This window comes from Lentzea californiensis, from assembly GCF_024648825.1.
GTDB classification, from domain to species: domain Bacteria; phylum Actinomycetota; class Actinomycetes; order Mycobacteriales; family Pseudonocardiaceae; genus Lentzea; species Lentzea californiensis.
Window position 1 is genome coordinate 424,495 of sequence record NZ_JANBBE010000002.1, and the last position, 11,757, is coordinate 436,251.

The window sequence follows — 11,757 nt, forward strand, 5'->3', positions numbered from 1 at the left end:
TGCCGCGACCGCGTGGTCGCGGCACCTCCCCAGCGCTTCGCCGGAGAACTCGCCTGGAAGAGCTGGTGAACACTGGGCCGTTCGGGTGTACCGGGCTAACGGCCCTGTGGGAGATGTCGACCCTGCAGATGAACCAGTAGGGGGCGACACATGACCAGCGCAGGCTTCGACGCGAAGTTCCTCGGCACCACCGCCGGGATCCCCGTCCTCACCGAGTCGGGAGCGGCCGACGCGGTCGAGCTCGACGGCTCGACCACGATCGACTACACGCACTTCTCGCTCGCGATGAGCAAGTCCCGCAAGTTCGCGAGCTGGGTCGCGTGGAACATCGACGGCGGCGAGATGAAGGCGCTGAGCCGCACCGGCATCCCGTTCGTCAAGGACCCGCGCATCCCGGCCGCGTTCCAGACCGGCGACGAGCTCTACCGCGACAACCGGCTCGACCGCGGCCACCTCGCCCGCCGCGCCGACCTGTGCTGGGGCCCGAAGGCCGAGGCGCAGAAGGCGAACAGGGACTCGTTCTTCTTCACGAACATCACGCCGCAGATGGACGACTTCAACCAGAGCACCAAGGAAGGGCTCTGGGGCAGGCTCGAGGACGCGGTGCTCGCGGACGTCGACGTCGACAACCTCAAGGTCAGCGTCTACGGCGGCCCGGTCTTCAACGCCGACGACAGGATCTTCCGCAGCGTCGCGATCCCGCGCGAGTTCTACAAGGCGATCGCGTTCGTGGTGGACGGCGAACTGCGCTGCAGCGCGTTCCTGCTCACCCAGAACATCGTGCTGGCCGAGGCCCTCGACCTGGACGAGTTCCGGGTGTTCCAGGTGTCGCTGACCGAGCTGGAGAAGCGCGTGAGCCTCACGTTCCCGGCCGAGCTGCACGCCGCCGACACCGCGTCGGTGCAACTGCTGGGCGAGACCGAGCGCAAGCCGCTGGACGGCCTCGCCGACATCAGGTGGTGATGGTCAGGCCCTGACGCAGTTCTTCGAGGCGCTGTTCACTCCGGCAGCGCGACCTTGCGGACGTGCCCGATGGAGAACTCCCGGCTCGTACCGTCCTCGCAGTCCGCGCTCAGCACACCTTCGAGGTGCTTGGCCGGCACGATCACGTGCGTCTCGGTCTGGCGCGGGCCGCTCGCGTACTTGATCTCGACGCGGCTCCCGTCGACCAGCGCGGAGGACAGCAGCACGACCTCTTCGTCGCGCAGGAAGACGTTCTGGTCGCGCAGGATCCGCGCCGCGTCGGCCCGCGGGGTGCCCCGCCCCGCGCTCGGCCGTTCCTGCTCGACCAGCCGGACCGCGAGCTGGGCCAGCTCCACGTCGTTCATCTCGGTGCGCCACCACCGTTCCTCGCGGCGCTCGCCACGAGCCGGTGCCCGCAGCCGTTCGACGGTCTCCGCGACGGACTTCTCGCCCGCGTCCAGCCCGGTCGGCGCGTACCCGCACCGGCGTAAGACCGCGAGCGTCTCGGCCATCGGCCGGTCCGACGCCAGGACGGTCGGCGCGAGGAACCGCAGCTTCAGCGAACCGAGCCGCTTCGACTTCACGATCTCCTGCAGCAGCAGGGGATCCGAGGCCCGCACGCAGCTCGCCACGTCCGTCACCGTGAGCTGCCCGTGCCGCCTGGCCACGTCGTGCACCTGGTACTCGATCACCTGCGGCAGAGCGGCTTCGGACACTGCTGCGAGCCGCGCGAGCACCTCGTCGGCCGACAGTCCTGTGTCCAGCGCGCGCCGCACCGTGCCGGCGGACAGCCGCCACACCCGTGCCGCGTCGTTGTCCTCCAGGTCCGCCACCAGGTTCAGCGTCGCGCTCAGCTCCGGCGACGGCAGCCCGTTCACGACCGCGGTCATGTCCGTCTGGAACGCGGCCTTCTCCGTCGCCGCCGGCATCAACGCGGCGGCCGCGCCGTCGACGTCCCCGCCTTGCCGCACCGCCACCCCCAGCGGCGTGAGCGCTCCACCGGCCACCAGGCCCAGCGACTCCATCTCACCGATCACCGCCGCCGTCGCCCGCAGGTCGTGCACGGCGGGGCGTTCCCAGGCCAGGTCCTCGACGAGTTCACCGGTGTTCGTGAAGGCCTCCTCGGCGGAGAACCGTTCCAGCACACCGCGCCGCAGCGCCAGCCCGGCGGCACCGGTGTAGTCGCGCAACGCCGCCCGCGCGAGGTCCGGCTCCGGCCGCCAGTCCATCCTCCGCCAGGCCGCGACCAGCGCCGAGAGCCGCGGCCCGGGTTGCGAGCCGAGCCACGCGTCGCCCTGCGTGGTCGGCAGCAGCCGCGACCGTTCCACCCCGAGCAGCTGCGCCTCGGCCGCGAGCTCCAGCCACAGCCGCAGCACGCCGTCCGCGACCCGCAGCGCCCTGGCGACCCGCCGGATCTCCACGGTCGCCACGCCACCGGTGTAGCGGGCGTCGAACGTGTCCTGCTCGCAGTGCGCCAGCAGCCGCGCCACTCCGTCCACAGTGGACATCGCGGCGACGATCGGTGAGGTCTCGGACGCCCTGCGCGTGCCGGGGGCCTTCGGCCGCGACGTCAGCCGCCCCTCCGCCGCGCCGTTCGCGCGCACCGAGTTCACCGCGACGAGCCGCGGTCCTTCGGGCCAGGCCAGCGCCCGTTGCCTCAGCTCGCCGAACGCCCGCTCGAAGTCGCCGGCCGAGCACCGCAGCTCGGCGCACACCGTGTCGGCCGTGCCGGTGTTGTTCTGCGCCACGATCACACCGAGCAGGTCGATCGCGCCCTGGTCGAGCGTGTCCTCGGCGGCGTGCACCGAATCGGAGTCGGTCAGCTGCGTCGCCAGGTCCTTCAGCGTCCGGATGTGGCGGTCGGCGACATCACGGCGGTGCATCAGCACCGCGGCCACCTCGTCCGGCCCGAGTCGGAGGAGCCAGGTCGCGAGCGCGTTGATACGGCGGGGCATTCATCGAATTATGGCCTGGTTGTGCGCACTCAAACGAATTTTCACGCACATGGGCGATCCGCCTAGGCTGACTCGGTGACGTTCGACGGTTTCGGCGAGTACGCCATTGACTTCTACGACGGCCTGGTCCTCGACAACTCGAAGGCGTACTGGGACGACAACAAGGAGACCTACCTGCGCGACGTGCGCGCCCCGATGGAGGCGCTGATGCTCGCGCTGGAGAAGGAGTTCGGTGAGGGCAAGATCTTCCGCCCGTACCGCGACGTGCGGTTCGCCAAGGACAAGACGCCGTACAAGGACCACTGCGGCGCCGTGATCGAGAAGGGTCGCGGCGGCGGCGCGTACTACGTGCAGCTCAGTCCCGAGGGCCTGATGACCGGCGGCGGCTCGTTCCACATGCAGTCCGACCAGCTCGCCCGCTACCGGGCCTCGGTCGACGCGCACGGCGTCCTGCTGCGCAAGATCGTGGACAAGCTGCTGAAGCAGGGCTGGCAACTGGCCGGCGACGTGATGAAGTCGAAGCCGCGCGGGTTCGCCGACGACCACCCGCACCTCGACCTGCTCCGGCACCGGTCGATCTACGTGCGCAAGGTGTGGGAGCCGGACGACGTGCTGCACGAGCCGGGCTGCCTCGACCGCGTGCGCAAGTCGTGGAGGCAGCTCAGGGAGTTCAACGCGTGGTGCGAGGACCACGTCGGAGTGAGCGAACAGCCGAGGCGATAGCCCAGCCGAGACCGATCCCGAGCACGTCCACCAGCGCGTCCAGCACGTCGCCGCTGCGGTGCAACGGCGTGATGACCTGCTGGAGTACTTCTGAAATGCCTGCGTAGGCCACCAGCGCGAGCAAAATGTGAGGAATCTTCGCGTACAGGCCGGTGAACGCGAGCAGGGCGAACAGCACCGTGTGCACCACCTTGTCCGTGCCGGGCGGAGAGCTCGGCACACCTGACGCGGGGGTGAACAACACGACGACGCTGAGCGACGCCGCGATCACGAACGGAAGTACTCGACCCATTGTCAGAACATTACCGAGGAGTAGTTCGGGATCGTTCCAGGAACGGGGTCTACTCTCTCTACACGTGAGTCGACGCGCAAAGATCGTCTGTACCCTCGGTCCCGCCACTGGCACGCCGGAAAAGGTCCGTGACCTGGTAGCAGCCGGTATGGACGTGGCCAGGATGAACTTCAGCCACGGCAGCCATGCCGACCACAAGCAGGTTTACGACATGGTCCGCGCGGCAGCCGACGAGTCCGGCCGTGCCGTGGGCATCCTCGCCGACCTCCAGGGCCCCAAGATCCGCCTCGGCCGTTTCGCCGCGGGTCCGGTGGACTGGAACAACGGCGACATCGTCCGCATCACCGTCGAGGACGTCGAGGGCACGCACGACCGCGTGTCGACGACGTACAAGGAGCTCGCGAAGGACGCCAAGGTCGGCGACCGCATGCTCGTGGACGACGGCAAGGTCGCACTCGTGGTGGTCGACGTCGAAGGTTCGGACGTCGTCTGCGAGGTGACCGAGGGCGGACCCGTCAGCAACAACAAGGGCCTCTCGCTGCCCGGCATGGACGTCTCCGTGCCCGCCATGTCCGAGAAGGACATCGAGGACCTCGAGTTCGCGCTCTCGCTGGGCGTGGACTTCATCGCCCTGTCGTTCGTGCGCTCGCCCGCGGACATCGACCTGGTCCACCAGGTCATGGACCGCGCGGGCAGCAAGCGGCTCCCGGTGATCGCGAAGATCGAGAAGCCGGAGGCCGTGGACAACCTCGAGGCCATCGTCCTCGCCTTCGACGGCGTCATGGTCGCCCGCGGTGACCTGGGCGTCGAGCTGCCGCTGGAGCACGTCCCGCTGGTGCAGAAGCGCGCGATCCAGATCGCCCGCGAGAACGCCAAGCCGGTCATCGTCGCGACCCAGATGCTCGACTCGATGATCACGAACTCCCGCCCGACCCGCGCCGAAACCTCCGACGTCGCGAACGCGGTGCTCGACGGCGCGGACGCCCTGATGCTGTCCGGCGAGACCTCGGTCGGCCGCTACGCCATCGAGTCCGTGCAGACGATGGGCCGCATCATCGAGGCCGTCGAGACCGAGTCGGTCGTCGTGCCGCCGCTGACCCACGTCCCGCGCACCAAGCGCGGCGTGATCTCGTACGCGGCCCGCGACATCGGCGAGCGCCTCAACGCCAAGGCTCTGGTCGCGTTCACGCAGTCCGGTGACACGGTCCGCCGGCTGGCTCGCCTGCACACGCACCTCCCGCTGCTGGCGTTCACGCCGGAGCCGTCGGTGCGCTCGCAGCTGTCGCTGACGTGGGGCACCGAGACGTTCATCGTCCCGAGGGTGGAGTCCACCGACGAGATGGTCCGCCAGGTCGACGTGGCCATGATCGAGATCGGCCGCTACTCCGCGGGCGACCTCATGGTCGTCGTCGCCGGATCGCCTCCCGGCACCATCGGGTCCACCAACCTCATCCGGGTGCACCGCCTGGGCGAGGACGACCACGCGTAAGTGCTCTGACTCTCAGTCAGGCCTGTCGTGATGCCGGCCCTGCTCCCGCATACTGGACGTGTGCCGGGAGCAGGGCCGGTGCCTTGCCCAGACCGAGGAGAGTTCCGCAGTGACTGAGGCCGCCCGTGCCGCCGCTTCGAGCCCGTCGGGCCTGAGTGGACAATCCGCAGTGGACGACCTGGTCGCGTTGCTCGACCTGGAACGCATCGAGGAGAACATCTTCCGCGGCGTCTCGCCCGCGGAGTCGCCCGTGCGCGTGTTCGGCGGCCAGGTGGCCGGTCAGGCCCTGGTGGCCGCGGGCCGCACCGTCCCGGTCGAACGCAGGGTGCACTCGCTGCACTCGTACTTCATCAGGCCGGGCGACCCGCGCGTGCCGATCGTGTACGAGGTGGACCGCATCCGCGACGGCCGCTCGTTCACCACCCGCCGCGTCGTCGCGGTGCAGCACGGCAAGGCCATCTTCTCGCTGTCCGCGTCCTTCCAGCAGGAGGAGCAGGGCGTCGAGCACTCGTCGGACATGCCCGACGTGCCCGACCCCGAGTCGCTGCCGACGTGGACCGAGTCCGCCAAGAGCTACCCGCTGGTGAACCTGAAGTTCCCGCGCCCCATCGACGTCCGCTACGTGACCGAGCCCCCGTGGGAGTCGCGCGAGGACGGCCCGGGCCAGGCCGCGTCACAGGTGTGGATGAAGGCCGACGGCAAGCTGCCGGACGACCCGATGCTGCAGCTCTGCGTGATGACCTACGCGTCGGACATGACGCTGCTGGACGGGGTTCTGGCGCGGCACGGTGTTTATTGGGGGCTGGACAAGGTTCTCGGCGCCTCTTTGGACCACGCCATGTGGTTCCACCGGTCTTTCCGGGCCGATGAGTGGTTGTTGTACGACACGACTTCGCCGTCGGCGTCCGGGAATCGTGGGCTGGCCACTGGGCGGTTCTTCACGCAGGACGGGCAGTTGGTGGCCACGGTGGTGCAGGAAGGGCTGATCCGGGTGATCAAGTCTTCCGAGGACGGCGAGTGAGTTCGAACCACGCTTGCGAGTGATGGCATGGAGGATCTCCAATCGGGAGGCTGGTGGGAGCTGGTGGCGGAAGAGACTCCGATGAGGCGGGAGAAGGGTGATCACGTGAGCGCTGAAGCGTGGCCTGATCACCTGATCAGCCTGGACGAGTGGGACGCGATGCCAGAGGACAAGAACCTCGAGCTCGTAGATGGAGTTCCACACGTGGTACCTGCCGCCTTGCCTCATCACCAGAGGGCACAGAACCGGCTCGCGTATTGGCTTGACGAGCAGCTTCCGGAAGACCTGACCGCGTTCGACGACGTCGATGTCGTGATCGACGAGTCGCATCGGCCCACGGTGCGCAAACCGGATGTCGTGGTGGTCACGACGGAATCCGCGGAACGCAAGCCCAAGCGCTTCATGGCGTCGGACGTGGTGCTCGCTGTCGAGATCGTCTCGCCTGGCTCTGAGCGAGTCGACCGTGTCACCAAGCCGACGCAGTACGCCAAGGCCGGAATTCGGCACTACTGGTTGGTCGAGCTCGACGAGCCGATCACCTTGACCGCGTTCGACCTCGTGGACGGCGTGTACCAGGTGGCCGAGGACGCGACGGGCAAGGTCGAGTTGAGTCGTCCGTCCCCGCTCGTGTTCGACCTCGATGCGCTGGTCCGTCGCCGGTAGTCCTTCCGGGCGCCGGTTCGCGCCCTTGAATGACCAAGAGCGAACGGGATGTGGCGGTTCGGCCGGTCGTGCTGGGAATGACGCTCAAGCCTTCCGCCGCCGGTGCGTGGGCCGCAGGTTCGCCGGCGGCGTCAACGCACGCGTCTCCACCCGCTCCAACACCACCGAGCTGGTCAGGTTCCGCACCTCGGTCCGCGAAGCGATCTTGTCCATCAGGAACGCCTGCAGGTGCGTGGAATCCGCAACGGCGATGTGCAGCAGGAAATCCGCCTGCCCGGACACGTGGAAGATCGACCGGGTCTCGGGCTGCGCCATCACGAACGCCCGGAACCCGGCCACCACGGTCCGGGTGTGCGGTCGCACGTTCACCGAGATCACGGCTTCCAACGGCAGTCCGGTGGTAGCCGGGTCGACGACGGCGTGGCACCCGGTGATCACACCCAGATCGCGCAGCCGCCGCACCCGCTGCAAGCACGAAGAAGGCGCCAGCCCGACGATCTCCGCCAGAGCGCGGTTCGGCAGGGTGGCGTCGTTCTGCAACTCCTCCAGGATGTGCCAGTCGACCGAATCGAGTTCGGCTTGTTCGCGCATAACCGAACATCGTACTGACCTGCTGGAATCCACACGAACGAACCACAGAGGATCTGCGCCATGCACATCGCGTGGACGTCGTTCCTGCTGGCACTCGTGGTGATCACGGTCGTGCCCGGTCCCGACTTCGTACTGGTCATGGGGAACGCGGTCCGCAGCCTCCGCAAGGGCGTCGAGGCGGCGCTGGGTGTGCTCACCGGGCTGCTGATCCACGCGACGCTTGCGACGGTCGGGTTGTCCGCGCTCGTGGCGGCGGCGCCGACGGCGTTGTTCGCGGTCAAGGCGATCGGCGCGGTCTACCTCGCCTACATCGGCTTCATGACACTCAAAACCGCCAGCAAGCCGCTCGCCGAACAACCGCGGCAGAAGAACGTGTTCCTGCGCGGCATGTTGTGCGATCTGTTGAACCCCAAGGTGATGCTCACGTTCCTGAGCCTCATCCCGCAGGCGATGGACCCGAACGCCGCGCCCCTGCCTCAGGCGGCGGTGCTGAGCGCCGTCACGGTCGGCGTGTTCGCGGTGTTCTGGGTCATCGTGGTGCCGTCCGCTCGTCAGCTGGGCAGGCTGCTGAGCCGGCCCAGGACGCGCGCGGTGTTCGAGCGGGTCTGTGGGACCGCTCTCATCGGGCTGGCGGCGTCAGTTCTCGCTACCTGAGTCCCACGTGACGGACAGTTCGTCGCGCGTCCCGAAGCGGACCAGGTGCCGTTCGACGACGTCGCGCAGGCGTGCCACGTCCTCCTCCGACGTGCACACCACACGCATGATCAAGCCGTCGTCGGCGGCCTCGAACTCCGCCAGCCCGGCGGAGAAGCGGACGAAGCCGCGGGTGTCCTCCCAGGACCCTTCGAGGTCCTTGGCCGTGAAGTGCTTCACCAGCTGCGATCCGTACCTGGAGGCACGGTCGGTCGCCGAGCGTCCCACGCTCGTGAATTCCGTCATGAAGCCAACTTACGCCTAGCAATACGTACCGGCACGTGACGCGGTTCACCTGGCAAAACGGAGTCTGAGAACACCCTGTGACGTCTCGCGCAAAGGCGGAGAACACGGCAGGCTGTCGCCTATGACGGAAGGCAAAGCACGTATCGCGGTCACCGGTCTTGCCACGATGGGCAGCAACCTCGCGCGGAACCTCGCGCGGCACGGTTTCAAGGTTGCCGTGCACAACCGGACGCCCGCGAAGATGAAGGCCCTGCTCGACGAGCACGGCCACGAGGGCGACTTCGTCGGCGCCGAGACGCTGCAGGACCTGGTGGACAGCCTGCAGACGCCGCGCCAGATCATCATCATGGTCAAGGCGGGTGGCCCGACCGACGCCGTCATCGACGAGCTGAGCGGGCTCCTGGAGCCCGGCGACATGGTCATCGACGGCGGCAACGCCCACTTCAACGACACGCGCCGCCGTGAAGCCGCGCTGAAGGAGAAGGGGCTGCTGTTCGTCGGCGCCGGCATCTCCGGTGGCGAGGAGGGCGCCCTCAACGGCCCCAGCATCATGCCGGGCGGTCCCGCTGAGTCCTACAAGCACGTCGGGCCGGTCTTCGAGGAGATCGCGGCCAAGGTGGACGGTCAGCCGTGCTGCGTGCACGTCGGGCCGGACGGCGCCGGGCACTTCGTGAAGATGGTCCACAACGGCATCGAGTACGCCGACATGCAGCTCATCGCCGAGGCGTACGACCTGCTGAACCGCATCGGCGGGCAGACGCCGGCCGAGATCTCCGAGGTCTTCACGCAGTGGAACTCGGGCGACCTGGAGTCGTACCTGGTCGAGATCACCGCCGAGGTCCTCAAGCACGTCGACGCGGACGGCACGCCGCTCGTCCAGGTCATCGAGGACGCGGCCGAGCAGAAGGGCACCGGCCGCTGGACCGTGCAGGAGGCGCTGGAACTGGGCGTCCCGGTCACCGGTATCGCCGAGGCCGTCTTCGCCCGCAGCCTGAGCGGTCACACCGACCAGCGCAAGGCCGTGCGGGACGCGTTCGGTGCCAGCCAGGTCGTCGCGAAGCCGGACGCCGAGCTGGTCGACGACGTGCGCCAGGCGCTCTACGCGTCGAAGGTCGTCGCTTACGCGCAGGGCTTCGACATGATGCGCGAGGCGTCGAAGAACTTCGGCTGGGACATCGACCTCGGTGCGATGGCGACGATCTGGCGCGGTGGCTGCATCATCCGCGCGCAGTTCCTCAACCGCATCCGCGAGGCGTACGACACGAACGCGGACATCGCGTCCCTCCTGGTGGACGACTACTTCCGCGACGCGGTGCAGAACGCCGAGGCCGCCTGGCGCAGGGTCGTGGTCCGTGCGGTCGAATCCGGCGTGCCGACGCCGGGCTTCGTGTCCGCTTTGGCCTACTACGACGGACTTCGCTCCGAACGGCTGCCCGCCGCGCTCGTGCAGGGACAGCGGGACTTCTTCGGGGCGCACACGTACAGGCGCACCGACAAGCCCGGTAGCTTCCACACGTTGTGGTCGGGTGATCGATCAGAGGTGGAAGCGTGAAATTTCGAGTTCTGGGGGCGGTCGTCGCTGTGGCGGCAGGGGTGTCCCTGACGTCCAGCGGCGGCGCCGTGGCGGTCGGCAACGAGGCGCTCACGGCTGATCTCGACACGATCCTGGCCGACAACGCGCTCAAGGGCGCGGACGTCGGCCTGGTCGTGCGGGACGCCGCCACAGGCGAAGTGATCTACACCAGGCAGAGCAGCAGGCGTTCCCAGGTGGCGTCGAACATGAAGCTGCTCACCACGACGACGGCGCTGGACCTGCTGGGCCCGGACTTCCGCTGGAAGACCGAGCTCGTGTCGAGCGGCACGAAGTCCGGGTCGACGCTCAACGGCGACCTGGCGCTGCGCGGCGGTGGCGACCCGACGATGTCCCGGCTGCGCTACCAGCAGCTCGCGGACACGTTGAAGGCCAGCGGTGTCACGACCGTCAACGGCGCGTTGGTCATCGACGACACGAAGTTCGACGCGCAGCCGTACGGCACGGGCTGGGCGTGGGACGACGAGCCGTTCTCCTACAGCGCGGAGACGTCGGCGCTCACGCTCTCGCCGGACGCGAAGTTCAGCGCGGGCACGGTCGTCGTGCGCGTCAAGCCGGGCGCCGCGGCGGGCGCCCCGGCCGTCGTCACGACCGAACCGGCGAACGACCACGTGCAGGTCGTGTCCACGGCGACGACCGGCAACGCCGGCCTCTTCGTGGAACGCGAGCACGGCACGAACCGCATCATCGTCAGCGGGTCGACGTCCGTCGAGGCCACCAGGCTCTCGTCGGTCAAGGACCCGACCGGCCTCGTGACGTCGGTGTTCCAGAAGGCGTTGCAGGCCAGCGGGATCACCGTCACCGGCGGTGTGAAGCGGCAAAAGGCTCCGGCCGGTGCCACGGTCCTCGCGACCGACACGTCGATGACGCTCCGCGAGCTCAACGTGCCGTTGCTCAAGGACAGCAACAACATGCTGGCCGAGGTGCTGGTCAAGACCGCGGGCGGCTCGTTCACCAACGGCATCAACCAGCTCAGCACCAAGTGGTCCGGCCTGGGCGTCGACCCGAACGCGGTCGAGGTCTTCGACGGCTCCGGAATGTCGCGGCTCGACCAGTTCTCGCCGGACGACCTCACGTCGGTGCTGATCAAGGCCAGGACCAAGCCGTGGTTCCCCGCGTGGCAGGCCTCGCTGCCCGTCGCCGGTGTCGACGGCACCCTGGTCAACCGCATGAGGAACACCCCGGCCGCGGGCAACGTGAAGGCCAAGACCGGATCGCTTTCGGGCGTCTCGGGCCTGGCGGGTTACGTGAAGACCGCGGCGGGACGTGACCTCGTGTTCTCGGTGGTGCAGAACAACGTCCTGCTGTTCAACAGCCCGAAGAACATCGAGGACAGGATCGCTGTGCGCCTGGCCTCGGAGGGCGGCTCGGTCTCGCCACAGGTCCAGACGGTGCCGCAGCAGCGCAAGGCTCCGGCGCAGGACCGCACGAAGGTTCCCGCACAGGAGCGCTTCGACGTGGAGTGCTCCTGGATCGGCACCTGCTAGCCCCGACCTTCGTTGTTGATGAGGGGAGCTTTCATAAACCTCA

12 protein-coding genes are annotated in these 11,757 nt (G+C 68.3%); 8 read left to right on the forward strand and 4 right to left on the reverse strand.

Going from position 1 to position 11,757, the window contains the following annotated elements; genetic code table 11:
- Positions 1-150 precede the first annotated feature (150 nt).
- Positions 151-963, forward strand: a complete 813-nt coding sequence (locus tag LX88_RS12935) for a DNA/RNA non-specific endonuclease (RefSeq protein ID WP_258948007.1) — start codon at positions 151-153, stop codon at positions 961-963.
- A 35-nt stretch (positions 964-998) separates the two neighbouring features.
- On the opposite strand, the gene LX88_RS12940 is transcribed toward LX88_RS12935, so the two are convergent.
- Positions 999-2,918: a helicase-associated domain-containing protein gene (locus LX88_RS12940; protein WP_258948008.1), complete on the reverse strand. Its 1,920-nt coding sequence runs from the start codon at positions 2,916-2,918 to the stop codon at positions 999-1,001.
- A 75-nt stretch (positions 2,919-2,993) separates the two neighbouring features.
- Here LX88_RS12940 and LX88_RS12945 point away from each other — a divergent pair, with 75 nt between their 5' ends.
- Positions 2,994-3,641 (forward strand): DUF2461 domain-containing protein, encoded by a 648-nt coding sequence (locus LX88_RS12945; RefSeq protein ID WP_258948009.1) that lies wholly within the window; start codon positions 2,994-2,996, stop codon positions 3,639-3,641.
- Here LX88_RS12945 and LX88_RS12950 read toward each other — a convergent pair.
- Positions 3,589-3,933, reverse strand: a complete 345-nt coding sequence (locus tag LX88_RS12950; RefSeq protein WP_258948010.1) for a VanZ family protein — start codon at positions 3,931-3,933, stop codon at positions 3,589-3,591. The two genes, LX88_RS12945 and LX88_RS12950, sit on opposite strands and share 53 nt — an antisense overlap.
- 64 nt (positions 3,934-3,997) lie before the next feature.
- Here LX88_RS12950 and pyk point away from each other — a divergent pair, with 64 nt between their 5' ends.
- From pyk to LX88_RS12965, 3 genes are all read left to right on the forward strand, one after another.
- Positions 3,998-5,422, forward strand: coding sequence for a pyruvate kinase (gene pyk / locus LX88_RS12955; RefSeq protein ID WP_258948011.1), 1,425 nt, complete (start codon positions 3,998-4,000; stop codon positions 5,420-5,422).
- Between the two features lie 109 nt (positions 5,423-5,531).
- Complete coding sequence (tesB, locus tag LX88_RS12960) at positions 5,532-6,443, forward strand: acyl-CoA thioesterase II (RefSeq protein ID WP_258948012.1); 912 nt, start codon at positions 5,532-5,534, stop codon at positions 6,441-6,443.
- A gap of 105 nt (positions 6,444-6,548) precedes the next feature.
- Positions 6,549-7,106: a Uma2 family endonuclease gene (locus LX88_RS12965; RefSeq protein ID WP_258948013.1), complete on the forward strand. Its 558-nt coding sequence runs from the start codon at positions 6,549-6,551 to the stop codon at positions 7,104-7,106.
- A gap of 84 nt (positions 7,107-7,190) precedes the next feature.
- On the opposite strand, the gene LX88_RS12970 is transcribed toward LX88_RS12965, so the two are convergent.
- Positions 7,191-7,697: an Lrp/AsnC family transcriptional regulator gene (locus LX88_RS12970; protein ID WP_030476997.1), complete on the reverse strand. Its 507-nt coding sequence runs from the start codon at positions 7,695-7,697 to the stop codon at positions 7,191-7,193.
- Between the two features lie 60 nt (positions 7,698-7,757).
- Here LX88_RS12970 and LX88_RS12975 point away from each other — a divergent pair, with 60 nt between their 5' ends.
- The gene (locus LX88_RS12975; protein ID WP_258948014.1) at positions 7,758-8,351 is read left to right on the forward strand and encodes a LysE family translocator; all 594 of its coding nucleotides are present in this window, start codon (positions 7,758-7,760) and stop codon (positions 8,349-8,351) included.
- Here the strand turns inward: LX88_RS12975 and LX88_RS12980 are convergent.
- Positions 8,334-8,636 carry a DUF2218 domain-containing protein gene (locus tag LX88_RS12980; protein ID WP_090009912.1) on the reverse strand — a complete coding sequence of 101 codons (303 nt, stop codon included), beginning with the start codon at positions 8,634-8,636 and terminating at the stop codon, positions 8,334-8,336. The two genes, LX88_RS12975 and LX88_RS12980, sit on opposite strands and share 18 nt — an antisense overlap.
- 121 nt (positions 8,637-8,757) lie before the next feature.
- Between LX88_RS12980 and gnd the strand changes: the two genes are divergently transcribed.
- Both gnd and dacB read left to right on the forward strand, forming a co-directional pair.
- Complete coding sequence (gene gnd, locus LX88_RS12985; protein ID WP_258948015.1) at positions 8,758-10,188, forward strand: NADP-dependent phosphogluconate dehydrogenase; 1,431 nt, start codon at positions 8,758-8,760, stop codon at positions 10,186-10,188.
- A complete protein-coding gene (gene dacB, locus LX88_RS12990) occupies positions 10,185-11,714 on the forward strand; it encodes a D-alanyl-D-alanine carboxypeptidase/D-alanyl-D-alanine endopeptidase (protein WP_258948016.1) in 1,530 nt (509 codons plus the stop codon). The genes gnd and dacB overlap by 4 nt, the downstream gene beginning before the upstream one ends.
- Positions 11,715-11,757: the final 43 nt, after the last annotated feature.

What these genes read in the sequence shown, in the direction of transcription:
- LX88_RS12940 (WP_258948008.1), bottom strand. Translation starts at nt 2,918, where the DNA reads ATGCCCCGCCGTATCAACGCGCTCGCGACCTGGCTCCTCCGACTCGGG.
- LX88_RS12975 (WP_258948014.1), top strand. Translation starts at nt 7,758, where the DNA reads ATGCACATCGCGTGGACGTCGTTCCTGCTGGCACTCGTGGTGATCACG.
- gnd (WP_258948015.1), top strand. Translation starts at nt 8,758, where the DNA reads ATGACGGAAGGCAAAGCACGTATCGCGGTCACCGGTCTTGCCACGATG.
- LX88_RS12935 (WP_258948007.1), top strand. Translation starts at nt 151, where the DNA reads ATGACCAGCGCAGGCTTCGACGCGAAGTTCCTCGGCACCACCGCCGGG.
- LX88_RS12970 (WP_030476997.1), bottom strand. Translation starts at nt 7,697, where the DNA reads ATGCGCGAACAAGCCGAACTCGATTCGGTCGACTGGCACATCCTGGAG.
- LX88_RS12980 (WP_090009912.1), bottom strand. Translation starts at nt 8,636, where the DNA reads ATGACGGAATTCACGAGCGTGGGACGCTCGGCGACCGACCGTGCCTCC.
- LX88_RS12950 (WP_258948010.1), bottom strand. Translation starts at nt 3,933, where the DNA reads ATGGGTCGAGTACTTCCGTTCGTGATCGCGGCGTCGCTCAGCGTCGTC.